This is a genomic window from Haloferax sp. SDI50 (assembly GCF_059802635.1).
Map to the genome: position 1 here is coordinate 1,574,382 of NZ_JBPULL010000001.1, position 23,693 is coordinate 1,598,074.

At 68.7% G+C, this 23,693-nt stretch carries 27 protein-coding genes; 8 read left to right on the plus strand and 19 right to left on the minus strand.

Annotation, left to right across the window (positions count from 1 at the left end):
- Positions 1-97 precede the first annotated feature (97 nt).
- Genes ACSR87_RS08085 through hemC form a run of 4 tightly spaced genes read right to left on the minus strand, consistent with a single transcriptional unit; the run spans position 98 to position 4,003 of the window.
- Complete coding sequence (locus ACSR87_RS08085) at positions 98-1,279, minus strand: MFS transporter (RefSeq protein WP_498530124.1); 1,182 nt, start codon at positions 1,277-1,279, stop codon at positions 98-100.
- A gap of 24 nt (positions 1,280-1,303) precedes the next feature.
- Positions 1,304-2,047, minus strand: coding sequence for a uroporphyrinogen-III synthase (locus tag ACSR87_RS08090; protein ID WP_498530125.1), 744 nt, complete (start codon positions 2,045-2,047; stop codon positions 1,304-1,306).
- The gene (gene cobA / locus ACSR87_RS08095; RefSeq protein ID WP_498530126.1) at positions 2,044-2,928 is read right to left on the minus strand and encodes a uroporphyrinogen-III C-methyltransferase; all 885 of its coding nucleotides are present in this window, start codon (positions 2,926-2,928) and stop codon (positions 2,044-2,046) included. The genes ACSR87_RS08090 and cobA overlap by 4 nt, the downstream gene beginning before the upstream one ends.
- Position 2,929: 1 nt before the next feature.
- Positions 2,930-4,003: a hydroxymethylbilane synthase gene (hemC, locus tag ACSR87_RS08100; RefSeq protein WP_498531050.1), complete on the minus strand. Its 1,074-nt coding sequence runs from the start codon at positions 4,001-4,003 to the stop codon at positions 2,930-2,932.
- A 124-nt stretch (positions 4,004-4,127) separates the two neighbouring features.
- On the opposite strand from hemC, the gene ACSR87_RS08105 reads away from it, so the two are divergent.
- Together ACSR87_RS08105 and ACSR87_RS08110 are read left to right on the plus strand one after the other, a co-directional pair.
- Entirely contained in the window at positions 4,128-4,517 is a 390-nt protein-coding gene (locus ACSR87_RS08105) for a hypothetical protein (RefSeq protein ID WP_498530127.1), read from the plus strand.
- 123 nt (positions 4,518-4,640) lie between these two features.
- Positions 4,641-4,826: a hypothetical protein gene (locus ACSR87_RS08110; protein ID WP_239638788.1), complete on the plus strand. Its 186-nt coding sequence runs from the start codon at positions 4,641-4,643 to the stop codon at positions 4,824-4,826.
- A 34-nt stretch (positions 4,827-4,860) separates the two neighbouring features.
- Here ACSR87_RS08110 and hemL read toward each other — a convergent pair whose 3' ends face one another.
- The 7 genes from hemL to hemB all read right to left on the minus strand — a co-directional run bounded on the left by hemL (position 4,861) and on the right by hemB (position 12,416).
- Positions 4,861-6,198: a glutamate-1-semialdehyde 2,1-aminomutase gene (gene hemL, locus ACSR87_RS08115; RefSeq protein ID WP_498530128.1), complete on the minus strand. Its 1,338-nt coding sequence runs from the start codon at positions 6,196-6,198 to the stop codon at positions 4,861-4,863.
- 91 nt (positions 6,199-6,289) lie between these two features.
- The gene (locus tag ACSR87_RS08120; protein WP_498530129.1) at positions 6,290-6,997 is read right to left on the minus strand and encodes a CPBP family glutamic-type intramembrane protease; all 708 of its coding nucleotides are present in this window, start codon (positions 6,995-6,997) and stop codon (positions 6,290-6,292) included.
- A 192-nt stretch (positions 6,998-7,189) separates the two neighbouring features.
- Positions 7,190-7,561: a nitrogen regulatory protein GlnK1 gene (gene glnK1 / locus ACSR87_RS08125; RefSeq protein WP_498530130.1), complete on the minus strand. Its 372-nt coding sequence runs from the start codon at positions 7,559-7,561 to the stop codon at positions 7,190-7,192.
- Between the two features lie 3 nt (positions 7,562-7,564).
- The gene (locus ACSR87_RS08130; RefSeq protein ID WP_498530131.1) at positions 7,565-8,938 is read right to left on the minus strand and encodes an ammonium transporter; all 1,374 of its coding nucleotides are present in this window, start codon (positions 8,936-8,938) and stop codon (positions 7,565-7,567) included.
- A gap of 379 nt (positions 8,939-9,317) precedes the next feature.
- Positions 9,318-9,677 (minus strand): nitrogen regulatory protein GlnK1, encoded by a 360-nt coding sequence (gene glnK1 / locus ACSR87_RS08135; protein ID WP_498530132.1) that lies wholly within the window; start codon positions 9,675-9,677, stop codon positions 9,318-9,320.
- Positions 9,674-11,092 carry an ammonium transporter gene (locus ACSR87_RS08140; RefSeq protein ID WP_498530133.1) on the minus strand — a complete coding sequence of 473 codons (1,419 nt, stop codon included), beginning with the start codon at positions 11,090-11,092 and terminating at the stop codon, positions 9,674-9,676. Before ACSR87_RS08140 ends, glnK1 (ACSR87_RS08135) begins: the two co-directional genes overlap by 4 nt.
- A 340-nt stretch (positions 11,093-11,432) precedes the next feature.
- Complete coding sequence (gene hemB / locus ACSR87_RS08145) at positions 11,433-12,416, minus strand: porphobilinogen synthase (protein ID WP_405311495.1); 984 nt, start codon at positions 12,414-12,416, stop codon at positions 11,433-11,435.
- 105 nt (positions 12,417-12,521) lie between these two features.
- Here hemB and ACSR87_RS08150 point away from each other — a divergent pair, with 105 nt between their 5' ends.
- A complete protein-coding gene (locus tag ACSR87_RS08150) occupies positions 12,522-13,034 on the plus strand; it encodes a DedA family protein (protein ID WP_498530134.1) in 513 nt (170 codons plus the stop codon).
- Between the two features lie 80 nt (positions 13,035-13,114).
- On the opposite strand, the gene ACSR87_RS08155 is transcribed toward ACSR87_RS08150, so the two are convergent.
- The gene (locus ACSR87_RS08155) at positions 13,115-13,279 is read right to left on the minus strand and encodes a DUF6757 family protein (RefSeq protein ID WP_004045157.1); all 165 of its coding nucleotides are present in this window, start codon (positions 13,277-13,279) and stop codon (positions 13,115-13,117) included.
- A 75-nt stretch (positions 13,280-13,354) separates the two neighbouring features.
- A complete protein-coding gene (locus ACSR87_RS08160) occupies positions 13,355-14,149 on the minus strand; it encodes a PHP domain-containing protein (protein WP_498530135.1) in 795 nt (264 codons plus the stop codon).
- A 132-nt stretch (positions 14,150-14,281) separates the two neighbouring features.
- On the opposite strand from ACSR87_RS08160, the gene ACSR87_RS08165 reads away from it, so the two are divergent.
- Positions 14,282-14,566: a DUF5789 family protein gene (locus ACSR87_RS08165; RefSeq protein WP_004045161.1), complete on the plus strand. Its 285-nt coding sequence runs from the start codon at positions 14,282-14,284 to the stop codon at positions 14,564-14,566.
- Between the two features lie 156 nt (positions 14,567-14,722).
- Here ACSR87_RS08165 and ACSR87_RS08170 read toward each other — a convergent pair whose 3' ends face one another.
- Positions 14,723-15,730: a DUF5784 family protein gene (locus ACSR87_RS08170; protein ID WP_498530136.1), complete on the minus strand. Its 1,008-nt coding sequence runs from the start codon at positions 15,728-15,730 to the stop codon at positions 14,723-14,725.
- 165 nt (positions 15,731-15,895) lie between these two features.
- Here ACSR87_RS08170 and ACSR87_RS08175 point away from each other — a divergent pair, with 165 nt between their 5' ends.
- Positions 15,896-16,072 (plus strand): DUF5786 family protein, encoded by a 177-nt coding sequence (locus ACSR87_RS08175; RefSeq protein ID WP_004045169.1) that lies wholly within the window; start codon positions 15,896-15,898, stop codon positions 16,070-16,072.
- 26 nt (positions 16,073-16,098) lie between these two features.
- Here ACSR87_RS08175 and ACSR87_RS08180 read toward each other — a convergent pair whose 3' ends face one another.
- The 3 genes from ACSR87_RS08180 to ACSR87_RS08190 all read right to left on the minus strand — a co-directional run bounded on the left by ACSR87_RS08180 (position 16,099) and on the right by ACSR87_RS08190 (position 18,815).
- The gene (locus ACSR87_RS08180; RefSeq protein WP_498530137.1) at positions 16,099-16,794 is read right to left on the minus strand and encodes a DUF7530 family protein; all 696 of its coding nucleotides are present in this window, start codon (positions 16,792-16,794) and stop codon (positions 16,099-16,101) included.
- A 94-nt stretch (positions 16,795-16,888) separates the two neighbouring features.
- Entirely contained in the window at positions 16,889-17,821 is a 933-nt protein-coding gene (locus ACSR87_RS08185; protein ID WP_498530138.1) for an NAD(P)H-binding protein, read from the minus strand.
- 109 nt (positions 17,822-17,930) lie between these two features.
- On the minus strand, positions 17,931-18,815 hold the full coding sequence (locus ACSR87_RS08190; RefSeq protein WP_498530139.1) for a YkgJ family cysteine cluster protein: 885 nt from the start codon (positions 18,813-18,815) through the stop codon (positions 17,931-17,933).
- Between the two features lie 117 nt (positions 18,816-18,932).
- On the opposite strand from ACSR87_RS08190, the gene ACSR87_RS08195 reads away from it, so the two are divergent.
- The 3 genes from ACSR87_RS08195 (at position 18,933) to ACSR87_RS08205 (ending at position 21,727) form a co-directional block, all read left to right on the plus strand.
- Complete coding sequence (locus tag ACSR87_RS08195) at positions 18,933-19,136, plus strand: DUF7561 family protein (protein WP_004045177.1); 204 nt, start codon at positions 18,933-18,935, stop codon at positions 19,134-19,136.
- A gap of 81 nt (positions 19,137-19,217) precedes the next feature.
- Positions 19,218-21,128, plus strand: coding sequence for a helicase C-terminal domain-containing protein (locus ACSR87_RS08200; protein WP_498530140.1), 1,911 nt, complete (start codon positions 19,218-19,220; stop codon positions 21,126-21,128).
- Positions 21,129-21,532: 404 nt separating this feature from the next.
- A complete protein-coding gene (locus ACSR87_RS08205) occupies positions 21,533-21,727 on the plus strand; it encodes a DUF7317 family protein (protein ID WP_004045182.1) in 195 nt (64 codons plus the stop codon).
- Positions 21,728-21,863: 136 nt separating this feature from the next.
- Here ACSR87_RS08205 and ACSR87_RS08210 read toward each other — a convergent pair whose 3' ends face one another.
- Together ACSR87_RS08210 and ACSR87_RS08215 are read right to left on the minus strand one after the other, a co-directional pair.
- On the minus strand, positions 21,864-22,991 hold the full coding sequence (locus tag ACSR87_RS08210) for a 60S ribosomal export protein NMD3 (RefSeq protein WP_498530141.1): 1,128 nt from the start codon (positions 22,989-22,991) through the stop codon (positions 21,864-21,866).
- A 37-nt stretch (positions 22,992-23,028) separates the two neighbouring features.
- The gene (locus ACSR87_RS08215; RefSeq protein WP_498530142.1) at positions 23,029-23,670 is read right to left on the minus strand and encodes a phosphoribosyltransferase; all 642 of its coding nucleotides are present in this window, start codon (positions 23,668-23,670) and stop codon (positions 23,029-23,031) included.
- Between the last annotated feature and the right edge of the window lie 23 nt (positions 23,671-23,693).

The following is a 23,693-nucleotide window of genomic DNA, read 5'->3' on the forward strand; positions in this document are numbered from 1 at the left end:
AGTTCGGGCACGCAACCCCTTCGTTTCCACTCCAGTTCGGCGGGGAGCATGCGGCGTGGTTGCCGCGGTTTGGTATAAGAAGACTCGTCTCCCGCCGTCAGATTCGCCGCCTGACGACGAACAGGAGGACGGTCGCCAGCACCGTCGAACCGGCGACGAGCGCCCAGCCGGCCCCGTAGCCCGTCGACTCCACGACGAAGCCGAAAAGCGGCGGAGCGACGAGGCCGCCGACGTTGAGCGCGGTCTGGCCGCCGGCGGTCGCCGCGCCGATGTCGCCGTCGTCGACGACGCCGCTCAGACAGGAGTAGAAGACGCCGGTCGAACCGTGGATGGTGAGCCCGAGCGCGACGAAGACGGCGACGGTGAGCGCGAGCGAGCCGCCGGTTCCGACGAGGAGCGAAAAGAGCGCGACCGCGCCGGCCAGTTGGATGAGCGCGACGGTGGCCGCGCCGCGGGGCCCGCCGAGGCGGTCCGCGAGGCTTCCCGCGCCGATGCGGCCGACGCTTCCGGTCACCTGCGTCGCCGCGAGGACGCCCCCGGCGAGCGCGGGACCGGTTCCGACCACGTCCTGCACGTAGAGGACGGTGTAGCCGAGCATCGAGAAGATGGACGCGCCGATGAACAGTCCGGCGGCGACGAGCGCGACGTAGGGGCGGTTGCCGCCGAGGCCGGCGAGTCGGGGTCGTTCGAGCCGTCCCGTCCCGGGGTTTCCGCGGTAGCGCGCCGCGAAGACGAGCGCGTAGCCGGCAGCGAAGACGGCGATGACCCAGAAGCCGACCTGCCACGCCGCGACGACGGCGACGCCGGTGACGAGGAGCGACGACGCGCCGCTCCCGACGGTGACGCCGACCTGTTTCAGCCCCATCGCGAGGTTCTTGCTCCCGGCGGGCGCGGCCGCGACGATGCCGCGGTTCGACGCCGGCATCGCGGTCGAGTAGGCCGCCCCGAGGAGCGCCACCGTCACCAACAACAGGAGGTACGACGGCGGCGCGAACGTGACGCCGACGAGCGCGACCGACAGCGCCAGCAGGCCGACGACCATGACGGGCTTTTCGCCGTAGCCATCGACGGCCGCGCCGCTCGGAAAGAGAAACACCGTGTAGCCGAGTAGGCCGGCGGTCAGAAAGAGGCCGACCAGCGATTCGGAGACCGAAAACGCGTCGCGGACGAAGCCGGTCGCCGCGAAGATGGCGTAGTAACAGAGGCTCGCGGCGGTCTGCCAGCCGGCGACCGAGCCGACGGCGCGCCACGAGCCGTCTCCCGCCTCGGCTCCCGTCACGCCGCTCCCTCGCTTCCCGTCACGTCACTCGTGATACGTCGGCGCGGCGGTCTCGACCGCGGCGACCGCGAGCGCTTCGAACGTCGCCTCGTCGGGGACGACGGTCACGTCGATGCCGTGGGATTCCGCGGTGTCGCGGGTCGGCGGCCCGATTGCGCCGACGACCGCGTCGTTCAGGCCGGCGATGGCTTCCTCGCGGATACCGCGCTCGGCGGCGGCGTCGAGGAAGTGTTCGACCGTCAGCGACGAGGTAAACAGGGCGGCTTCGAGGTCGCCGGCGGCGGCCAGCTCGGCCGACTCTCCGGCTCCCTCGGGGCGGACGAGCCGGTAGAGCACCGTCTCGTGAACGTCCGCGCCCGCGTCGCGCAGGCCGTCCGTGAGGACCGGACTGCCGTGGTCGCTCCGGGCGACTTCGACCGTCGCGCCGTCCACGTCGGGCGCGAGGTGGTCGACCAGTCCGGCCGAGGTGTACTCGTCGGGGACGCGGTCGACCGTCCACCCGGCATCGCGGGCGGCGTCGGCGGTCGCGGGGCCGATACAGCACAGCACCGCGTCGCCGGGGCTCCAACCGGCCTCGTCGAGGAGTTCGACGCCGGTCTTGCTCGTCAGGACGACGAACGCGCCGGGCTCGGGCGTCGCGCCGGTCGGCTCGATTGCGAGCATCGGGTCGGGGACGGGGGTCGCGCCGAGCGAGTCGAGGAGTTCGACGGCGCGCTCGATGCGGTCGTCGTCGGGGCGGAAGACGGCCGCGCGGACCTGCTGGCTCATTCGTCCCCTCCCGCACCTCCGGAGGTCGGGTTCGCGTCCGCGCCCGCCTCAGCGACGGCGTCCGCGCCGCCGCCTTGCAGGAACCCCTTCACGCGGTCGCGGGTCGCCGCGACCTCACCGATGACGGTGATTGCGGGCGGCTCGATGTCGGCCTCGTCGCGCACGTCGACGATGGTGTCGAGGGTGCCGGTGGCGACGCGCATGTCTGGCCACGTCGCCCGCTCGATGAGGGCGACGGGCGTGTCGCCGGCCATCCCCGCCTCGTGGAGTTCGGCGGTGTAGAGCGGGAGCTTGCCGACGCCCATGAGGACGACGAGCGTCCCGCCGGTCGCGGCGAGCGCGTCCCAGTCGACCGCGGACTCGTCTTTCGTCGGGTCCTCGTGGCCGGTAACGAACGACACCGACGAGACGTGGTCGCGGTGGGTGACGGGGATGCCCGCGGCACCGGCCCCGGCGACCGCCGAGGTGATGCCCGGCACGACCTCGAAGGGAATTCCGTTGTCTGCGAGGTGTTCCATCTCCTCGCCGCCGCGGCCGAACACGAACGGGTCGCCGCCCTTCAGGCGGACCACGTCCTTGCCCTCGCGGGCGAGTTCGACCAGTCGGTTGTTCGTGTACTCCTGTGGGGTCCACTCGCCGCCGGCGCGCTTGCCCACGTCCTCGCGCTTTTCGGCCGGAATCATCTCGAGAATCTCCGGGCCGGGGAGCTTGTCGTGGAGCACCACGTCCGCCTCGTCGATGAGGCGGGCGGCCTTCATCGTCAGCAGTTCCGGGTCGCCCGGGCCGCTGCCGACGAGGTGGACCGTGCCGAGGCCGTCGCCGTCGGTCGCGTCGTCGTTCGAGTGTCCGTCGGCTCCCGCGCGCTGGTCGTCGCCCGTCATCTCACTCCTCGGCCTCCTCGCGGGCGGCGGCGACCAACTGGCCGGCACCGCGGTCGCGCAGGGCCGCCGCGAACTCGCGGGCGGCGTTGGCGTGGTTGCCGACGGGGAGGTCGCGCGAGGTCTTGATGGACTCCGAGCCGTCGGTCGCCAACACCTGCACGTCGACGTGGACGTGTTCGCCCTGCAGGAGGGCGTGGACGCCGACGGGGGCGATACAGCCGCCGCCGAGTTCCGCGAGGATGGTCCGCTCGACGGTCGTCTCGACGCGGGTCCGCGGGTGGTCGAGTTTGTCGCGGATGAGGTCGACGACCTCCGAGTCCGCGGCGGTCACGGCGATGGCCCCCTGTCCGGGTGCGGGGACGAACGTCGTCCGCGGCAGGCGCTCGTAGTTCACCTTCTCGGTGAGCCCGCTGCGCTTGAGCCCAGCCTCCGCGAGGACGATGGCGTCGTACTCGGTTTCGACCTTCCGGCCGAGCGCCTGCCGTTCGAGTTCGGTGAGCCCCTCGAACCACTCGTCGGCGGTCTCGTCGAACGCCTCGTCGTGGTCGGTCTTGCCCTTCTTGCCCTGTCGCTCTTTGTCGTTTTCGACGCGGGCCTCGTGTTCGCGCTGGAGGTGCGTCGCCAGCAGTTTCTCGATACGGGTGTCGACGTTGCCCCGGAGCGGCTCGACTTCGAGGTCGTCGCGGTAGTTCAGCAGTTGGGCCTGCCGGCGGAGCGACGACGTGCCGACGACGGCTCCCTCCGGAAGGTCGTCGATGTCGTGGCCCTCGGCCGTGACGAGCACGTCGCCCGCGGGCGCGCGTTCGGGCACGCCGGCGACGACGAGGTCGGCGGGCTTCTCGGTCGGCATGTCCTTCATCGAGTGGACCGCGGCGTCGACCTCGCCGTCGAGGACGCGCTCGTCGAGCGCGCGGACGAACGCGCCGGTCTTGCCCAGCCGGTGGATGAGTTCGTCCTGAATCCGGTCGCCCGTGGTCTCGACTTCGACGAGTTCGACGTCGAGTCGGCGGCCCGCGAGCGCCCCCTGCACGCTCGCGGCCTGCGCGCGAGCGAGCGCCGACCCTCGCGTCGCCAAGCGAAGTGTTGTAGTCATACGCGTCAGTCCGGCCCCCGCGTTGAAAAGCCCTCCAGTTCGCTCCCGCGCGCCGGGTCGAATCCGAACGGAAGACCGATACGGTCCCCGCGCGACGACCCGGACGATGCCCGCCCTCGATTCGGCCGTCCGGCAGGTCGGTGACTTCGTGGTCGTCGCCCTCCTCCTGTTCGGCCTGACCTCGGTCGTCGCGCCCCTCGACCTGTTTCTCTCGTCGGTCGGCGTCGAACCGCCGTGGTTCGCCGGCCTCGTCGCGGCCGCGCTCGTCGCGCTCGCGCTCCTCCTCGCGCGCCCCCTCCGCCTCCGACTCGTCGCCCGCGTCTGGGGTGTCGGCCTCGCCGTGACCGCCGTCTGGATTCCGCTGTTGGTCTTCCTCGAACTCCAAGGAAACCCGGTCGGCATCCTCGTCTCGTGGGCGGTCTGTCTCGGCGTCGGCGTCGCCCTGACCTACCCGCCGCTGTGGCGGGCGGCCGAGGCGCGACTGCGAGTCGAGTGAGGCGCGTTCGGGCCGGGCTGGGCCGAGTCGAAGTCGCGGCGGACGGTCCTCGCTCGCCTCGGCCGCCTCGCAGTCGTGTCGAAGTGCCGAACAGTTATCGGCCTCCGCGACGACGACTCCGACGTGAACAGGTCCGCCCGTCTCGCCCTCACCTTCGGCGTCGCGTTCGTCGTCGCGCTCCCGCTCGGTTTCATCTTCGCGCCGGACCCGACCGGCGTCGCCCCGCTGTTTCTCACCGCCGGACTAGCCGCCGTCTTCGGACTGCCGGTGTACTTCGGGCTCTCTCGGGCCAGCGGGTCGGAGTCGTGAAAACAGCGCGCGGCCGGCGAATCGTCGATTCGGGTTATAGCGCCGCTTTGTACGCTTCCAGCGTCTTCTCGATGTCCTCGTCGGTGTGGGCGTAGGAGACGAACTGCGATTCGAACTGGTTCGCCGTGAGGAACACGCCCCGGTCTTTCATCTCCTGCCAGAAGACGCGCTCCCAGCGGTCGGTCTCGGCGTTCGACACGTCCGCGCCGGTCTTCGGACAGGCGTCGTAGTTGGGACACGACTCGACCTGCGAACAGCCGTCGGCGCAGGCGTCGGCGCGCTCGGCCGCGCCGTGGCGCGTGAACACCGTCTTGAACATCGAGTCCGTGCCGACGACGGTGTACTCGGGGGCCTGGTCTTCGAGGATGTCCGTGATGCCCGCCCGAAGCTTCTCGCCGAGGCGGTCGACGTGCCCGTACACGTCGTTTTCGGCGGCGTACTTCAGATACTCGTGGCCCGCGGCCATCGTGACCGGGTGACCCGAGAAGGTTCCCGACTGGAACACGTCGCCGCCGGGGGTGAACTGCTCGACGAGTTCGGCCTTCCCGCCGACCGCGCCGACGGGGAAGCCGCCGCCGATAATCTTCCCGAACGTCGTGAGGTCGGGCGTGACGCCGAACTTGCCCTGGGCGCACTGGAGGCCGCCGACGCGGAAGCCGGTGATGACCTCGTCGAAGATGAGGAGCGCGCCGTGTGCCTCGGTCACGTCGCGGAGCGCTTCGAGGTAGCCGTCGACCGGGTGGACGATGCCCGTGTTCGCCAGAATCGGCTCGGTCAGCACCGCCGCGATGTCCTCGCCGTGTTCCGCGAACACCTCGCGGACGGTCTCCTCGTCGTTGAACGGGACGGGGATGGTGTGGTCAGCGAACGACGAGGGGATGCCGGGCGTCGAGGGCTTCGCGCCGTCGGGGCCGCCCTCGACGAGGGTGGACTCCTGTGCGCCGTGGTAGCCGCCCTGCATGACGACGATTTTGTCGCGGCCGGTGACGCCGCGGGCGAGGCGGACCGCCGAGACGGTCGCCTCCGTGCCGGAGTTGACGAACCGCAGCATCTCGACGGAGGGGACGTGGCGCGCGACGAACTCGGCGTGTTCGACCTCGATTTCGGTCGGCGCGCCGTACATCGGCCCCGCGGCGGCGTGCTTCTGGACCGCGGACTGGACGGGTTCGGGCGCGTCGTGGCCGTACAGCAGCGGCCCGTAGCCCATCACGTAGTCGACGTAGCGGTTCCCGTCGGCGTCGATGACGTGCGCGCCGTCGCCGCGCTCGACGAAGAACGGGTACGGTTGGGTCGCCCGGACGGAGGAGTTCACGCCGCCCGCGAGCACGGACAGCGCGCGGTCGTACAGCGCCCTTGACTCGTCGTGGTTCATGCGCGGCGGTTCGGCCGCTCGCGGGAAAGACCTTACTGGGTCGGCAGCGCCTTCCACCGGCGAACTACCGTCCCCCCGGTTTCGCGACGACCTACCGCGCCGTTCCGTCCGCGGCCGCGTCAGCGCCGTCGGCGTCGCCGGCGTCCTCGACCGACCCGGCCAACAGCAGTCCGACCGCGTCGTTGAGCGCGTGGATGCAGACGAGCGCGACCGCGTCGCGCACGAGGAGGTACATGACCGTCGTCAGGAGCGCGGGGACGGCGATTCTGGCGACCGCGCCGCGCTCCCAGCCGACGGCGTGGCTCGCGGTGAACGCGGCGAACGAGACGCCGCCCGCGAGGAGCGGACTGCCGGTGAGTTCGAGCAGTCGCTCGATGGCGTAGCCGTGGAACAGCACTTCCTCCGTGACGCCGGCGGTCCCGGCCACGAACAGTCGGTGTCTGACCGACAGCGAGCCCAACCCGGCCATCCCCTCGTCGAGGCCGCCGACGCCGAGTCGGTCGAAGACGGGCGTCGTCACCGCGTTCGCGGCGAACAGGACGAAGACGCCGCCGCCGACCACCGCGACGAACGCGAGGGGGTCCAGCGAGCGGCCGGTCATCGAGGACAGCGGCCGTCCCTCGACGACGAGGACGTAGCCGCACAGGAGGGCGAAGACGGCCCACTTGTTCGCGTCGCTGACGAGGAGGTCGGCGCGGAGGTCGTCGGGGTCCGAGAGATGTTGGTCGGCCAGCAGGCCGACGGCGGCCATCCCGAACAGCGCGACGGCGAGCCCGCCGAGGACAGCGACAGTCACCACGTGGAGCCACCGCTCATCGTCACGACGCTCGGTGCGGAGGGGAAAAACGGTTTCGCGTGGGTTCGGCTCTCGCCCCGTGGGGGGCCACCGGTACGTTCGGCCGAGCGCGTATAACCTCGTCGCCCGTCAGGCTGACGACGCCGGGGACGGCTCGGCGCGACCGAACCGACCGAACACAGCGGTCGGCGGCGTTCAGACCGCGTCGCGGCCGGTCTTGCCGGTGCGGACCTGCACCGCGCTCTCGACGGGGAGCACGAATATCTTGCCGTCGCCTTTCTCGCCGGTCTGGGCGGCGTCGGCGATGGCGTCGACCACGTCGTCGGCGGGGATGTCGGCGACGACGCACTCGATTTTGACCTTCTGGTGGAGGTCGACGGTGTACTCCTCGCCGCGCCACTGACTCTTTTTCGCGGGCTGAGAGCCGCGGCCGGAGACGTTGGTGACGGTGAGCGACGGCGCGCCGATTTCGGCCAGCGCGGTCTTCACGTCCGAGAGTTTGTCGGGGCGGATGACCGCCATCACCATCTTGATTTCGCCGTCGTTCGGAACGTCTGCATCACTCATGGGTTAGTCCTCCCGTCCCGTCGTCATGAATCCATCCCCGCTCGGGACGCCGGAGCCGTCGGTGCGGATGCCGGTGTCGTGGTCGGGCGAGCCGAACTCGGGGTAGGTGTCGACGCCGTGTTCGGCCGTGTCGAGGCCCTCGCGCTCGTGGTCCGAGGAGACGCGGACCTGTCCGACGGCGCGGAAGCCGCCGAAGACGACCGCGGTGGCGACGAACGTCCAGATGGCGATGACGCCGACGCCGATGACCTGCGGGACGGCCAGCGAGACGAACGACGCGCCGCCGTGCCACAGCGGGACGGCGAACACGGGGTAGAGCAGCGCCCCGAGGACGCCCGCGGAGCCGTGGACGGGGAAGACCGCGCACACGTCGTCGATGCGGAGGCGCTTTTCGACGAACTCGAAGACGACCGGGAGCTGCGCGCCGGCGAGGAGGCCGACGACCAGCGCGCCCGGCCAGACGATGTCGTCGGCGATGGCGGTGATGCCGACGAGGCCGGCGAGGACGCCGTTGGCGACGTAGAGCGTGTCGACCTTGCCGGTCTTGTACATGGCGACGCCGCCCGCGCCGAGTGCGCCGGCGGCCATGCCGAGGGTCGTCACGAGGGCGACGCGGCCGACGTAGGCGAAGGAGCCGAGCGTGACCGCGCCGTCGGCGTACGCCAGCGGCGCGGCGGCGGTGCCGACGTTGAAGCCGTACCAGCCGAACGCGAGGATGAGCGTGCCGAGGACGGCGAACGTGATGGAGTGGCCGGGAATGACGTTCGCGGTGCCGTCGGGCTTGAAGCGGTCCATGCGCGGGCCGATAATCCACGCCGCGGTGAGGCCGGCGATGCCGCCCATGCCGTGGACGATCATGCCGCCGGCGAAGTCGTGGAAGCCGAGGGCGTCGAGGAAGCCGCCGCCCCAGGTGAAGCCGACGACGACGGGGTAGATGACGCCCGCGATGAGGATGGTGTACGTGAGGTACGCGCGAAGCCGGGCGCGACCCGCCACGGCACCGGAGACGATGGTGGCGGCGGTCATGGCGAAGACGGCTCCGAACAGCCAGTCGACCCACGCCGTCGTCGCCGAGGCGTCGGGCGCGTAGAGGCTCATGAACGCGCCGGAAATCGACGATATCGCGGGGCCGCCGGTGAAGGCGGCGACGATGGACGATACGGCCGCGCCGAGCAGGAAGAACACGATGACGCCGATACTCCACGTCAGCAGGTTCTTGGTCAGTTGGTTGGCGACGTTCTTCGCGCGGACCTGCCCGGCTTCGAGCATGGCGAAGCCGGCGTGCATGAAGAAGATGAGGAACGTGACCGTGAGGACCCACACGAGGTTCACGCCTTCGACGACCGAGGCGAGGTCGGTCTGCAAGGGTGTCAACATACGATGCCTCCGGCGAGCGGTTCGAGCTGGGAAGTTGGACAGTCGTTCATATTGGTGCTCGATTCGCGACCGAATGTCTCGCGAACCATGAGAGATGCTATCTCAAGACGTTCATATAACGGTTCGCGTTGACAAACGTCTACAAAATGGTGTTCTGAGAGACGTATGTCCGATATAAGATGAAGTATGTCTTGTATAAGGACGTAAGGTTGGAACTCAGTGAACAAATGTTGCCACACAATACTACGAACGTAGTGTCGGAAAAGTAAACAGAACGGCGTGGGGTGTTCGTCGAACCCCGGTCAGGTGCGCACTCGCGCGGACCACGACGAGAGCGGCGAAAGGAGACTTCCAGTCGGCTTCGGTCGCAGTTGCGCGCTCAGACCGCGTCGCGGCCGGTCTTGCCGGTGCGGACCTGCACCGCGCTCTCGACGGGGAGCACGAATATCTTGCCGTCGCCTTTCTCGCCGGTCTGGGCGGCGTCGGCGATGGCGTCGACCACGTCGTCGGCGGGGATGTCGGCGACGACGCACTCGACTTTGACCTTCTGGTGGAGGTCGACGGTGTACTCCTCGCCGCGCCACTGCCCCTTCTTGGCGGGCTGGGAGCCGCGGCCGGAGACGTTGGTGACGGTGAGCGACGGCGCGCCAACCTCTGCGAGCGCGGTTTTCACGTCCGAGAGCTTGTCGGGGCGGATGATGGCCATCACCATCTTGATGCCCTGTTCTCCGTCGCTCATTGGCTGTCACCTCCGTTGGCTTCGACGGTCTCGTCTTGCTCGACGCCACCGTCGGTGCGGACGTCGCTGCCGCCGTCGGTCGCCGTGGGCGAGCCGAGCGCGCCGTCGGGACCGGCGTCGCCGACGAATTCGGGGTAGACCGAGACGCCGTGTTCGCCGGCGTCGAGGCCCTCTTCTTCCTCTTCTTCCGAGACGCGGAGGCCGAAGACGGCGTCCGCGATGGCGAAGACGACGGCCGAGGCGATGATGGTCCACGCGGCGATGACGACCACGCCGACGACCTGCATCACGAGCTGGGTGCCGGAGAAGCCGCTCACCGCGAAGACCGGGATGAGCGCCGTGCCGACCGCGCCCGCGACGCCGTGGACGGCGAAGACGCCACACACGTCGTCGATTTTGAGCGAGTCGACAGTCCAGCGGTACGCCGGCAGGACGATTGCGCCGCCGAGCGCGCCGAGGATGAGGCCGCCCCACCACGTGACGTGGGGGACTGCGCCGGTGACTGCGACGAGCCCGGCGAGCAGGCCGTTCGCCATCCAGAGGGGGTCGGGCTTGCCCTGGTAGCTCGTCGAGACGATCATCGCGGCGACCGCGCCGGCACCCATGCCGAGGGTCGTCACGAGGGCGACGCGACCGAGCGCGGCACCCATGAACTCAAGTCCGCCGCTGTCGGTGGCCGCGAGGACGGTCGCCTGCGTGCCGACGTTGAAGCCGTACCAGCCGAACGCGAGGATGAGCGTGCCGAGGACGGCGAGCAGCATCGAGTGGCCCGGGATGGGCTGGCTGTTGCCGTTCGAGTCGAAGCGGCCCTTACGCGGGCCGACCATCTTCGCGCCGACGAGGCCGGCGACGCCGCCGCACATGTGGACGACGGTCGCACCGGCGAAGTCGAGGTAGCCGACACCGAGCGCGGCACCGATGTAGCCGCTTCCCGAGAGGAGGCCACCGGACCACGTCAGGCCCTGCACGACGGGGTAGATGAACCCCGTGATGGTCGCCGCGAAGACGATGTACGCGCGGAAGTCCATGCGTTCTGCGACCGCGCCGGAGACGATGGTGGCGGCGGTCATGGCGAAGACGGCGCCGAAGAGCCAGTCAATCCACGCGCCGGAGTCGCCGATGTACGAGAACGCGGCGGCGACGTCGAAGCCGCCGGGCGACGTGAGGCCGCCGACGATTGTCGCGACCCCCGCGCCGACGAGGAAGTAGACGAGCACGCCGAGCGCCCAGTCGGTCATGTTCTTCATCAGCACGTTGCCCACGTTCTTCGCGCGTACCTGCCCTGCCTCTAAGAGCGCGAAGCCCGGCTGCATGAAGAAGATGAGGAACGAGACGACGAGGATCCAGACGTAGTTGACCCCCTGCGCGATAACGCTCGGGTCGACCTGGAGCGGTATCACGACTGCCCACCCCATGCGGTCTCCGGTGACCGTTCAGTTACTTTTGCTCCGTATCCGTGTGGATTCTGGTGCTTCATCACGGTTCGGCTTCATGGTGAGTTAGTACATAAAGTGTGGGGTTGACTTTGTCAAATTTACTTGGGTGTAATACCACAACTGCACAAAATAGGCTAGAATATTACGCATATAAGGTTGTATATCGTCCAAGGATGTTGATATTCTTCGAGCTTCTGTGGACGAACGTTCAGGAAAATGTTGCCTGACAAGTGTGTTTTGGCCGTGCGCGCCGCGGTATCGTGTCCCGTGGTGCGCGTCTCGAACCGGTCGGTCGTGAGCGGTCGATTCGCCGCTCGTCTCAGTCGAGTTGTCGCGCCACGTGCTCTGCGAAGTACGTGATGATGAGGTCCGCGCCCGCCCGCTTCATCGACAGGAGCGACTCGTGGGCGACCGCGTCGAGGTCGAGCCAACCCTTTTCGGCGGCGGCGTGGAGCATCGCGTACTCGCCGGAGACGTTGTAGGCGGCGACCGGGTGGTCGTACCCCTCGCGGATGGCGCGGACGATGTCGAGGTACGGCAGGCCCGGCTTGACCATCAGCACGTCCGCGCCCTGTTCGACGTCGAGGGCGACCTCGCGCAGCGCCTCCCGGGCGTTCGCGGGGTCCATCTGGTAGTGCCGTCGGTCACCGAACGCCGGCGCGCCGTCGGCCGCGTCGCGGAAGGGGCCGTAGAAGGCGCTCTCGTACTTCGCGGCGTAGGACATGATTGGTATCTCGTCGTGACCGGCGTCGTCGAGCGCCGTGCGAATCGCGCCGACCATCCCGTCCATCGAGGCCGAGGGTGCGACCATGTCCGCGCCCGCCTCGGCGTGGGAGACGGCCGTTTCCGCGAGCAGGTCCAGCGTCGGCCCGTTTTCGACCGTCAGCGTCGGGTCGTCTTCGGCGCGGTCCTCCAGCACGCCGCAGTGGCCGTGGTCGGTGTACTCACAGAGACACACGTCGGTGATGACGTAGGCGTCCGTCTCGGCGGTGATGGCGCGGACGGCCTCCTGTACGACCCCGTTTCGCGCGTACGCGCGGGATCCCTCGGGGTCTTTCGACTCGGGGATGCCGAAGACGATGACGGCCTCGACGCCGGCCTCGCGCACCTCGGCGACGCGGTCAGCCGCCTCCGCGACCGGCACGCGCTCGTGGCCCGGCATGGACTCGATGGGAACGCGCTCGTCGGTCGTCGCGTCCACGAAGACGGGCGCGACGAGGTCGGTCGCGTCGAGGGTCGTCTCCGAGACGAGCGGTCGAATCCCGTCGGTTCGAAGCCTGCGGGGGCGGTCGGTGAACTCCATATGCCGGGTTCGGTCGGCGGCGGCAAAATGCCGTCGCTCCCGTCGGTTCGCGCCGCGTTATCCAAACCATAATGAACATAATTCCGCTCGAAACACGCATACGACATGAGCGCCTTCACCGCCCAACTCCCCGACTTCCTCCGCGAACTCCTCGCGTCCGACCTCGCCTTCGTCGCCCTCTTTTTCGTGTTCGTGCTGGAGGGCGCGATGCTCCTCTACATCGCGCCGAGCGAACTCCTCGTCCCCGGTGCGCTGGTACTGGTCGGCGAGCGACTGCTGCTTCCGATTCTCGCCGTCGCCGTGCTCGGCGCGACCGTCGGTCAGGTCGGACTGTTTCTCGTCGCCAAGCGGGGCGGCCGCGAGTATCTCCTGTCGCGGCCGTGGTTCCGCGTCAGCGAAGACTCCCTCGACCGGTTCGACGGCTGGTTCGACCGCTGGGGTCCCGTCGTCGTTCCGCTGAGCAACGCGATGCTGTTCACGCGCGGGATGCTCACCGTTCCGGCCGGGCTGTCCGGGATGTCGGTAAAGCGGTTCGTCGCGCTCTCGGCGGTCGGCACCGTCGCGTTCGAGAGCGCGCTCGCGGCGCTGTACGTGTTCGGCGGTCAGGTACTCGCGTGAGCGGGCGCGCCGCCGAGCGAGGCGGGTCGGCGCGGCGGCGGTAGGCTGACGTTAGTGGAGGGACTGCTGTGGGGTGGCCGTCACTTTGTTCGGTTAATATCGAGTTTTTCCTTCAGGGCGGCGAGTTCCTCGGATTCGGCGAGTTCCTCGACCCGCTTGCGGAAGTGTCGCTCGCAGAGGCCGACCTTAATGTGGTCTTTCTCCGCGGCGTATGCGGCCTCACGGTCGCAGTAGTGACACTGCATACCGCCCCTTCAGTTCCGATAGGATTTAACTCTACGCCCCACGGCACGTTCGGGGTTATTCACGGACTAACACGGTTAGAGACCGTCTACCTCCGCGGCGAACCGGGCGAAGTCGGTCTCCGGCGGCCCGGCGCGGCCGAGCGTCTCGTCGTGGGCGTCGCTCCCGCCCGTGGCGAGCAGGCCGTAGCGCTCGACGGCCTCCTCGACGAGGTCCGTCTCGACATCGAAGCCGTAGGGATAGTAGCGTTCGACGGCGTCGAGGTCGGCACAGAGTTCGAGCGCGCCGGCGGGGTCGCGGTAGCGAAACGGGTGTGCGAGGCCGACCACGTCGCAGGCGTCTCGCAGGGCCGCCACGCCGTCGTCGAACGTCGGGAGGTCGCGCGCGACGTAGCAGGGACCGTCCGCGCCGATGAGTTCGTCGAACGCGCCCTGGTAGTCGTAGGGTGCCTCGCTGGCGTCGACGGCGCGGGCGACGTGCGGCCGGCCGACGCCGTCGTGGATGTCGATATCGAGGCGGACTCCGGTCTCCGCTTCGACCGCCGCGACGATTTCGCGCGCTCGTTCGACGCGGTTCCGCTGGAGTCGTTCGACCGTCTCGACGAGAGCGGGCCGCTCCCTGAGACCGTACCCGAGGAGGTCGACCCGGCGGTCGCCGGCGTCGACGCGCAGTTCGATGCCGCGGACGACTGTCACGCCGTCGCGTTCGACCACCGGCGCGTCGAGGTCCGGGTGATAGCGGTCGTGGTCCGTCACGGCCACCACGTCCACCCCGCCCGCGCGGGCCGCGTCGGGGAGCGCGTCGATGGTGAGCCGGCCGTCCGAGGCGGTCGTGTGGAGATGGAGGTCCGCGACCGGCGGGCTGTCGTCCATGTTTCGTGGTCGGGGCGAGGGGGAGACAAACGTTGCGCCCAGTACGTCATTAAGGACGATTAAGGACTCCAATGCCACTAATCAAATACATGGAAAATCATTAAGAATGATGCCGGTCCAGTTGTGGGTGTAATGCGCCTGAACGGACTCGGCGACGCGATTGATCGCCACGAATACCCGATTAGCTCGACCGACTTCGCCCAACGTCACGGCGACGAAGTAATCGAGCTCCAGAACGGTCAGGAGACCGTCGCACAGATCCTGGCCCGTCTCGGCGACGAGACGTACACGTGCCCGCAGGACGTGCGGGACGCCCTCTTGACCGGTGTCGGACACGAGGCAATCGGTCGCCGCTACTACAGTGACCGCGACCCGTCCCCGCTCGGTGAGAACGGACCAGAGATGGTCTCGTTCTGAGGTCGGCTCTCGTCTCGCTCCGATTTTTTCTACCCGCGATTCCCGAGCCGTCGGCTCTCGTCTCGCTCGTTGATTCGTTCATTCGCTGATTCGCCCGTTTCACCGCCGTTCCGGGCCGCAGCGGCCGACAGCCGACGGCCGACAGGAGTCCGCCCGTCACTCAGTGAGCCACGGCAGGTCCACCGGGACCGACCCCTTAGAGTAGCCTTCGACCGCTCCCGACGGCCGGAGGCGGAAGACGACGGCCGGTCGGTGCCGAACGTCGGGCTGTTCGCCCATGATGGCGGCCCAGTCGTCGTCGGGGAACGACGAACAGTCGACGAACAGCGTCACGCCGCCGCCGTGTTCCGCGAGTTGGCCTTCACCGTTGGTCTTGGTCTGAGCCGTGTCGCGGATGGCGGCGACGGGGTTGCTCACGGAGCGTCGGTTCGGCGGCAGCGGGCGCGTCACCTCGATGAGCGCGCCGCCCGCGCGGGTGTTCTCGGCGCGGAAGTCGATGGAGTGGCCGGTCGCCACGGCGATTTCGGGCGTGATGTCGTAGCCCGCGTCGTCGAGGAGGTACGCCACGTCGAACTCGCCCATCGCCGCGGCCATCCGTATCGGGTCGAAGTACTCCGAGGTGCCGAGCTTTCCGGCCATGACCTCGCGGTACTCGTCGAGGACGCCCGTGACGAAAAACGACTCGTAGAACTCTAGGGCCTCCTCGCGGGTCGCGTCCGGGAAGCCCGCGGCGTGGTCGTGGAAGAACTCGCGGGTCGTCTCGCGGCCGTCCTTCGAGAGGAACACGGGGAGGAAGAACCACGAGAGGTGCGGATAGGGCTTCAGCCACGGCGACTGGTCGAACAGTTCAGCGATGAGCTCGCGCTGGGCCCACCGGGAGATTTCGAAGGGGGCCTCGTCGAACCCCTCCTTGTCGGTCCGCCACAGCGAACTCGGTGTCTCGGTGTTGCCTATCCAGTAGGCGTGGTCGTCGGTCCACGCGAACAGCGCGGTGTCGCCGTTGTCCATATCGAACCGTCGGGCCTCGTAGCCGTCGGGCGGTGCGTACCACGGCGCACCCATCTCAGCGCCGAGGTTGGCGTCGAGCGGCTGGAAGATGTCGCGGCCGATGCGCGACTCGTCCCAGCGACCGGGGGCGTAACGAAAGCGAAGCGGGCGTGCCACACACGGTGTAGTTCGGCGATTGTTTTTACGCTTTCCTGCGACAGTCCCGAATTTCGGCTTCATCCAGTCTCGGTTCGGCGCTCCGGCCCCCTGTCTCCAGAATATCACGATTGTGAACGTCTCCGATAGTTATATGTGGTACTCTACCACATGGTAAGTCGAACCATGTCAATGGGGGCATACGACGAAGCCGAACACGAACGCCGCGAGCGGATGACGAGTCAAGTCGAACCCGGTACCGACGACGACCGAAAGACGTACCACGGCAGCGTCGAGTACGACTCCGGCGACTCGACCGACGCGCTGCTCGAACAGTTCAAGCGGATGAAGTCCGACGACTGACCCGTCCCTTCCTGTTCCTGCGTACCTCACGCTCTCGTTAGCGCCGCCGCCGTCACCGAGACGACGGTCACGGCGACGACGTGCCCGCCGACCGCGAGCAACAGCACCGGCTGGTCCGCGACGAACGGGAGCAACAGCACCTGCGCGACCGCGAAGCCGACGTTCAGGAGGTTCACTCGCCTGACCGTCTCGGCGGTCGGACCGTCGAATCGGTAGCGAACGGCCCCCCAGAGGCCGACGACGGCCGCCCACCACGACGTGCCGATTCGGTAACAGAGGTCCCAGAGGACGAGCAGCGTCAGGTAGACGACCACGACCGGCGGCTCGGGGCCGAACAGCGTCGTCATGAGCGGCGTCCCCGGCTGTCGCGGGTCGAAGACGAACAGATGCGTCACGAGCGCGACGAACGCGAGCACGCCCAGCACGACCTCGATGCTCGACCCGAACAGCAGGCGTCGATAGGGCGCGGGCACTCTCGCGGCGCGGGTCCACTCACCCATGCGGAGCATCACGACGCTCCCCGCGGCAGCGACGACGATGGCCGCGGTGCCCGCGACCGCCGCGGCCCACAGGTCGTACACCCACGCGAAGACGAGCACCGCGACCTCGAAAACGGCGATTTGGAGGGTGATAGCGCCCGACTCACCGATGTTCACGCCCGGGAGCGCGCCGACGATGCTCTCGTACACCCACGTCTCGCCGTACTCCGGGGCGTCGTTCATGTCCCGTTCCTACGGCCCCGCGGTATATCAATCGCCGCCGCGCTCGGGACGCTCGGGGCGCGCGGGGCGCGCGGGCGGGCGGTTCGAGTCCCGCTCACGTCGGGGTCGTCGACGCCGGTTCCACCGTTTTCTCCCGCTGCTCGCGCTCCTCGCGGAGCGCCCGCTCGACCGCGGCGTCGAACGGCGTCTCGTCCACCGCGACGATGTCGCGGATACGGTCGTCGCTCACGACGACGGGGTTTTTCAGCCCCTCGATGAGCGGGCGGGCGACGCCCGTGTCCACGTCGGTCACGAGGCCAATCCAGTACGACGAGAGCCGCGGCGTCAACACGGGCACGGGGACGATTCGGGGCGCGTGGCCCAACTGCGCGCCGACGCGCTGGAGCATCTCCCGGTAGGTGAGCACGTCCGGCCCGCCGATTTCGTAGGTCTCGCCCGCCGTCTCGGGGTGGTCGAGGACGCCCGCGAGGTAGGCGACCACGTCCGCGATGGCAACGGGCTGACACCGCGTCTCGACCCACTGCGGCGTCACCATGACCGGCAGGCGCGTGGCGAGCTGGCGGACCATCTCGAAGCTCGCGCTCCCCGCGCCGACGATGATGGCCGCCCGGAGCGTCGTGAGTGCGGGCGCGCCCGACGCGAGAATGTGTTCGACCTCGCGGCGCGACCGCAGATGCGCCGAGAGTTGGTCGCGGTCCTCGCCGAGGCCGCCGAGGTAGACGATTCGACCGACGCCGGCGGACTCGGCGGCGTCCACGAAGTTGCGGGCGGCGAGCCGGTCGCGCGCCTCGAAGTCGCCGCCGGCGTGCATCGAGTGGATGAGGTAGTACGCCGCGTCCACCCCCACCATCGCGGGGTCGAGCGTCGCCGGTTCGAAGATGTCGCCCTCGACCACCGCCACGCCGGGCGGACCGTCGTAGCGCGCCGCGTCGCGGACGAAGACGACCACGTCGTGGTCGGCGTCGAGGAGGAGGGGCACGAGGTGCCGGCCGACGAACCCGGTCGCACCGGTCACGAGCACTTTCATGCCATACGATAGCGCCGCTCACGATGTTAACGTATCGCCCGCCCCACCGACCACCGACTGCCCGCGGCCCGGCCGTCGCTCGTCGCCCCGCCATCCTACCGCCCGCGACTCAGCCGTCGTCGCGAACCGCGTCCCAGCCGGGAGTTTCGGGCGCGCCGCGAGCGACTTCGACCTCGTCGGGGTCGGGCGCGTCGTCGGCCGCGCTCCCGAGGCGACCGGCGACCGCGTCCCACGCGGCGACCGCTTCGCCCGCCCACGACTCGCTTTCGAGCGTCTTCGCACGCGCCCGCGAGGCGCGGTCGTCGTCCACCTCGGTCGAACCGGGGTGCGACCCGACCGCGACGCCGACGAACTCCGCGCGGTCTTCGGGCGTCAGTTCGCGGTGTTTGAGGTGGTCGATAGTCCCCGCCAATCGCTCGGGCTCGGGGTGGACGAACAGTTTCGCGCCGAGGGCGTGGGGACCGAGGAGCAGGCCGTGAAGGTCGTCCGGGGCCGCGTCGTCGAGCAGGCGCTCGCCGCCGTGGTGTCGCTCGACGCGCTCGCACTCGGTCTCCTGTTCGAGGACGAGGTTGTGCCCGGGGTACTCGGCGCACTCGTCGGGATAGAACTCGGTGTCGTGGATGCGGCACTGGAGGGTTTCGGGGTCGAGAAACGCGCAGGCGCGGAGCCACGTCCGTTCCAGTCCGAACGGCGCGACGGGCTTCGGCGGCTTGCGCATGCCGACGAAAAAGGCCGGCTTCCCGTCGACGGCCGCGAGTTCGACGCCGTCGATTTCGACGCCCTCGCCCGGCGGCGCTTCCCACAGCCGCGGGGAGAGAGCATTGCCGAACCCGGCCTCGACGAAGTCGCGAACCTCGTCGCGGGTCAGCGGGACGAGGTTGTAGGTGTCGTCGAGCGGCGCGCGCGGCCCGCGACGCTCGTGGTCGAGCGCGGCCGGCGCGACCGGTCGCCAATCGATACAGCAGCCGGCACAGCCTTCGCAGTCGACGCGCATGCCACGAAAGTTATACGCCAGCCGACAAGAATCTCCCGGCGGGTCGCTGGAGTCGGCCGATTACGTTTCCGCCGACGCGGCGGGGCGCTTTTGCCGCCTCGGCTCTTCGGTTCCCCCATGACCTCCGAACCGTGCGACGCCTGCGGGAAGGGCGTCCGCATCGCCGGCGGCATCGGCGACCTCTGGAACTTCCCCACCTCATCGTCCGGCGGGATGACGCTGGAACTCGTCGACGGCTCCGAACACTTCCTCTGTTTCGACTGCATGGAGCGACTCCCGGGCGACCGCGAACCGACGGCTGAGGACGTGGCGGCGCTTTAGACCCGCGTTTCGTCGAGCCGTCTCGGACACGACTGCACCCCGGAGCGGTGGATTTAGGCCCGTCCGAGAACTCCATCGACCGTGGACCCGTCGCGCATCATCGACTCGTTTCCGGCCCCCAGTTTCCGCGGCGCGCAGGAACAGGCCCTGCGCGACATCCGCGACGCCTTCGCCGACGGCAATGACGTGGTCTTAGTCCGCGCGCCGACCGGAAGCGGCAAGTCGCTTCTCGCCCGCGCCATCGCCGGGTCGGCGGCGACCGTCGACGAGACCTCGCCCGCGCAGGCGACCGACGCCTACTACACGACCCCGCAGGTGTCGCAACTGGACGACGTGGCCGAAGACGACCTGCTTTCGGACCTGAAGATAATCCGCGGCAAGTCCAACTACAACTGCATCATCCGCGGGGAGGAAGACACGCCGGTCGACCGCGCCCCCTGCGCCCGCAAGCGCGGCTTCGACTGCTCGGTCCGGCACCGGTGTCCGTACTTCTCCGACCGCGCCATCGCCTCGAACCGCCAAATCGCGGCGATGACGCTCGCGTACTTCATGCAGACCGCCGGCTCCGACGTGTTCCGAAAGCGCGACGTGGTCGTCGTCGACGAGGCCCACGGGCTGGCCGAGTGGGCCGAGATGTACGCGACCATCGACCTGAAGCCTCGGACCGTCCCGGTGTGGGACGACATCGGCGTCCCAGACGTGACGGCCGCGGGCGACCCCGTCGAACGCGCCTCGCGCTTCGCGGAGACGCTCGTCGGCGTCTGCAAGCGCGAGAAAGACGAGCTGCTGACGAAGTCCGAACTAACGCCCGAGGAGGCTGCCCGCCGAGACCGCTTACAGGAGCTCATCGGCGAGCTGAACTGGTTCGTGGAGGACTACCGCGACCCCCAGAGCCCGACGACGTGGGTCGTCGACCAGCACGACGGCGAGGGGTCGCCCATCGCCATCAAGCCGCTCGACCCCGCGAAGTACCTCAAACACACCGTCTGGGACCGCGGAAACAAGTTCGCGCTCCTGTCGGCGACCATCCTCAACAAGGCGGCGTTCTGCCGCTCTGTCGGCCTCGACCCCTCGAAGGTCGCGCTCGTGGATGTCGAACACACCTTCCCCGTCGAGAACCGGCCGCTGTACGACGTGACGCAGGGGAAGATGACCTACGAGCACCGCGACGAGACGCTGCCCAAAATCGCCCGCCTCGTCGTTCGCCTGATGGCGAAACACCCCGACGAGAAGGGGTTGATTCACTGCCACTCGTATGCGATTCAGGCGGAGCTTCGCCGCCGACTCGCCGAGATGGGCCTCGGCAACCGCGTCCGCGGCCACGACCGCGACGACCGAAACGCGGAACTGGAGACGTGGAAGGCGACCGACCGCCCGGAGGTGTTCCTCTCGGTGAAAATGGAGGAGGCGCTGGACTTGAACGGCGACCTCTGTCGCTGGCAGGTGCTCTGCAAAGCGCCGTATCTCAACACGAACGACTCCAGAGTCGCCCGCCGCCTCGAAGACGGCCAGTGGGCGTGGTACCGCCGCGCCGCCCTCCGAACCGTGATTCAGGCCTGCGGCCGGGTCGTGCGCGCGCCCGACGACCACGGCGACACGTACGTCGCCGACAGCAGTCTGCTCCAACTGTTCGACAAGACGCGGACGGACATGCCCGACTGGTTCGCGGCGCAGGTCGACCGGATGACGAAACCCGATCTCCCCGAGTTCGACCCCGTCGCGGCGGGCGGCCGCGGGAGCAACGCGGGCAACGCAACCGGCGGGACCGCGAATCTCGGCGGCTCGACGGGTCGGTCGGCCGGAGCGTCGGGTGCGGATTCTGGCTCGCGGCGCGACTCGACTCGCGGTTCGGGGTCCGCTGGGAGTCGCGCGAGCGGCTCCGGCGGTACGTCGTCCGGTGGTTCCGACAGCCGCGAGACCGGTGGCTCGGACGGGAGCGCTGACGACAGCGGCCGGAGCAATCACCCGCTTTCCGACGTGTGGGGCGAGTGATTACAGGACGAACGCGGCCGCGGAGAACAGCGACGACCCGATCATGAGCGCGACGAGCGTCAGCGCGAGGAACTGCTGTCTGTCCATGGGCGTGGGTCGGTCGGCCGGTAATTAACGTTTCTGAACCGATTCCCACGAGTGATAACCCCGCCCGACAGTCGGTGACATCCTCACGATGTCATGCCATCACATCTCGTTTGTCCGGCAAAAATCGCCATAGTGTCCAGGAGAGTCGCCGCCTCCGCCACGTTTCCTCAATGATTGTTAATGCGTTTAACCGTTTAAGAGATGTAGACAGGGAATAGCGCAACGTTTGTAAAGCTATATTTCCACTAACTTTGTCTTTGATACGCTTTCTCACGAAATAGTTAACACCAATGCCCCTGAATGGTGGAGTATCGGTCATGCACACCAACGCACTCGCCACGGCGATGACACTGTATCGTAGTGGGGCACTCACACTCTCGCAGGCGGCCGCTCGCTCCGGCTACTCCGAAGACGACCTGCTCCTCGCCCTCCAGCGCCACGGTGTGCCCGTGCACGAAGACGACGCTCCGGCCGCGTCCCTCTCGGCGGACCGGCCGGCCAGCGCCGACTGATTCTGCTTCGTCGTTCGATTATCGCCCGTTTCTTAGCGACTGCTCTCTGGGCGCTCTCGCTGGCTCGGACCGCGAGTCGTACAAACAGAAAACGACGATTTCGGCGTACTCTGCCCCTCTCCTCGCTGCTTTTCGCTTACTCCTCGTCGTCGTCGACGACTTCCTCGGGGAGGATGTGCAGTCCCGACGGGCTTTTGAGGACCGGCACCATCGACGCGTCGGGGTCGAAGTAGTCCGGCCGCGGGATGGTCTTCGCCTCGTACGTCTCGGGGTCGAGCACCTGCACGGCGTGTTCGTCCTCGACGGTGACGACGGTGGTCTCTGCTGCGTCCTCGACGGAGCCGAGGTCCTCGGCCTCGGGTCGCTCGCCCTCCTCGAACTCTGACTCGTAGGTGTCGCCGGAGGTGAGACGCGTTCCCTTGAGTCGGCCGCGGTTGCTCCGCACGAGCACCGGGCCGTCGCCGTCTTCGGGGTCGATGACGTCGCCGGCGGTGTACCGCGGCAGGCGGGCGACGAACGTGACGCGGTAGACCTCGTTGCCGTCGCCGTCCTCCGTGACGAGCGTCGGGTGCTCCTCTATGGTGCCGCCGAAGCGCTCGCGAATCTGCTTCGCGACGCCGCTTCCCATCTGGTTGGTCGATATCTTGATGTTCGGGCCGTCAGGCGTCCGGTTCACCTCGGTGATGAAGGCGTTGCGGTCGCCTTTGTCCTCGCGTTCCGCGATGTAGGACTCGGCGATTTCGATGGCCGTCTCGGCCTCCTCGGTCGTCGGCGTCCGGTCGTCGGCGCGGACCTGCACGAGGCTGGCGAAGTAGCCGCCGGCGATGCGGCCGCAGCGCTGGCACGTCTCGCGGGCGATGCTCACCGGGACGACGACGGACTCCTCCAGCGGCGTGCCGCGGACGACGCCCGAGAAGTGACAGTGCATCCGGATGTTGTTCTCGTCGACCTGCTCGGGTTCGACGCCCCAGCGGACCTCCTCGGCGTTGAGGTGGACGCCCAGAGAGTTCGATACCTCCTCGATGGCGATGTCGGTGTAGTCGCGCGCGCCGACGTCGACCCACCGGTTGCCCCGATGAATCGCGCCGCACTGCGCGCAGACGCGGACCTGCACTTCGTCGGGCGCGTCCACGAGGTCGAAGTCCTCGAAGTAACACGAGTCGCAGAGCACGTCGTCGCGCTCGCGCGGCATCCCGGGGAGCGGTTCCGGTCGCTCCGGAACCGGGTCGCCGCACCGAGGGCAGAAGTCGCGGGATTCGCTCATTGACGGCTCTAGTCCGTTCGACCGCTTAAGTTCGGCGTCACGGCGCGCCGCCGCCCCCATCGCGCAGGTACGTCGCGGCCTCCTCGTCGGACACCTGCGCGAAGTCGCGGTAGAACGCACCGACGGCCCCGAACGCCTCCGGCGACTCGACCGCGACGACCGCGTCGCACTCGGCTTCGAGTTCCGAGAGGGTGTTCGGGGGGCCGACCGGGACCGCGAGGACGACGCGCTCAGCGCCGCCGGCGACGACCTGCCGCAGGCACGCCCGGGCAGTCGCACCCGTGGCGACGCCGTCGTCGACGACGACCACGCGCTTTTCGGCCACGTCGGGAAGCGGGTCGCCGCCGCGGTACAGCGACACCTTCTCTCTGGCCGCCGCGGCCTCGCGCTCGCGCTCGCGGTCGAGGTAGTCGTCGCCCACGTCGAGGTACGAAAGCAGGTCCTCGTTCCACCACGCGCTCCCGTCGCCGGCGACCGCCCCCACGGCGAGTTCGGGGTTGTCCGGCGCGCCGACCTTGGAGGCGACCACTACGTCGAGCGGCGCTCTGAGGCGGTCTGCGACCTCCCCGCCGACGGGGAGGCCGCCCCGCGGGATGGCCAACACGAGGTCCGCCGTCTCTTCTCGCTCGTCGAGCAGGTCCGCCAGCCGGCGGCCCGCGTCTTCCCTATCGGCGAACATGTCACCCGGAACTACGCGCTCCC

What these genes read in the sequence shown, in the direction of transcription:
- ACSR87_RS08190 (WP_498530139.1), bottom strand. Translation starts at nt 18,815, where the DNA reads ATGCGCGTCGACTGCGAAGGCTGTGCCGGCTGCTGTATCGATTGGCGA.
- hemB (WP_405311495.1), bottom strand. Translation starts at nt 12,416, where the DNA reads ATGGAGTTCACCGACCGCCCCCGCAGGCTTCGAACCGACGGGATTCGA.
- ACSR87_RS08180 (WP_498530137.1), bottom strand. Translation starts at nt 16,794, where the DNA reads ATGAACGACGCCCCGGAGTACGGCGAGACGTGGGTGTACGAGAGCATC.
- ACSR87_RS08175 (WP_004045169.1), top strand. Translation starts at nt 15,896, where the DNA reads ATGTCAATGGGGGCATACGACGAAGCCGAACACGAACGCCGCGAGCGG.
- glnK1 (WP_498530130.1), bottom strand. Translation starts at nt 7,561, where the DNA reads ATGAGTGATGCAGACGTTCCGAACGACGGCGAAATCAAGATGGTGATG.
- glnK1 (WP_498530132.1), bottom strand. Translation starts at nt 9,677, where the DNA reads ATGAGCGACGGAGAACAGGGCATCAAGATGGTGATGGCCATCATCCGC.
- ACSR87_RS08130 (WP_498530131.1), bottom strand. Translation starts at nt 8,938, where the DNA reads ATGTTGACACCCTTGCAGACCGACCTCGCCTCGGTCGTCGAAGGCGTG.
- ACSR87_RS08140 (WP_498530133.1), bottom strand. Translation starts at nt 11,092, where the DNA reads ATGGGGTGGGCAGTCGTGATACCGCTCCAGGTCGACCCGAGCGTTATC.
- ACSR87_RS08205 (WP_004045182.1), top strand. Translation starts at nt 21,533, where the DNA reads ATGCACACCAACGCACTCGCCACGGCGATGACACTGTATCGTAGTGGG.
- ACSR87_RS08155 (WP_004045157.1), bottom strand. Translation starts at nt 13,279, where the DNA reads ATGCAGTGTCACTACTGCGACCGTGAGGCCGCATACGCCGCGGAGAAA.
- ACSR87_RS08165 (WP_004045161.1), top strand. Translation starts at nt 14,282, where the DNA reads ATGCGCCTGAACGGACTCGGCGACGCGATTGATCGCCACGAATACCCG.
- ACSR87_RS08195 (WP_004045177.1), top strand. Translation starts at nt 18,933, where the DNA reads ATGACCTCCGAACCGTGCGACGCCTGCGGGAAGGGCGTCCGCATCGCC.
- ACSR87_RS08215 (WP_498530142.1), bottom strand. Translation starts at nt 23,670, where the DNA reads ATGTTCGCCGATAGGGAAGACGCGGGCCGCCGGCTGGCGGACCTGCTC.
- ACSR87_RS08185 (WP_498530138.1), bottom strand. Translation starts at nt 17,821, where the DNA reads ATGAAAGTGCTCGTGACCGGTGCGACCGGGTTCGTCGGCCGGCACCTC.
- ACSR87_RS08160 (WP_498530135.1), bottom strand. Translation starts at nt 14,149, where the DNA reads ATGGACGACAGCCCGCCGGTCGCGGACCTCCATCTCCACACGACCGCC.
- ACSR87_RS08150 (WP_498530134.1), top strand. Translation starts at nt 12,522, where the DNA reads ATGAGCGCCTTCACCGCCCAACTCCCCGACTTCCTCCGCGAACTCCTC.
- hemL (WP_498530128.1), bottom strand. Translation starts at nt 6,198, where the DNA reads ATGAACCACGACGAGTCAAGGGCGCTGTACGACCGCGCGCTGTCCGTG.
- cobA (WP_498530126.1), bottom strand. Translation starts at nt 2,928, where the DNA reads ATGACGGGCGACGACCAGCGCGCGGGAGCCGACGGACACTCGAACGAC.
- ACSR87_RS08090 (WP_498530125.1), bottom strand. Translation starts at nt 2,047, where the DNA reads ATGAGCCAGCAGGTCCGCGCGGCCGTCTTCCGCCCCGACGACGACCGC.
- ACSR87_RS08210 (WP_498530141.1), bottom strand. Translation starts at nt 22,991, where the DNA reads ATGAGCGAATCCCGCGACTTCTGCCCTCGGTGCGGCGACCCGGTTCCG.
- ACSR87_RS08105 (WP_498530127.1), top strand. Translation starts at nt 4,128, where the DNA reads ATGCCCGCCCTCGATTCGGCCGTCCGGCAGGTCGGTGACTTCGTGGTC.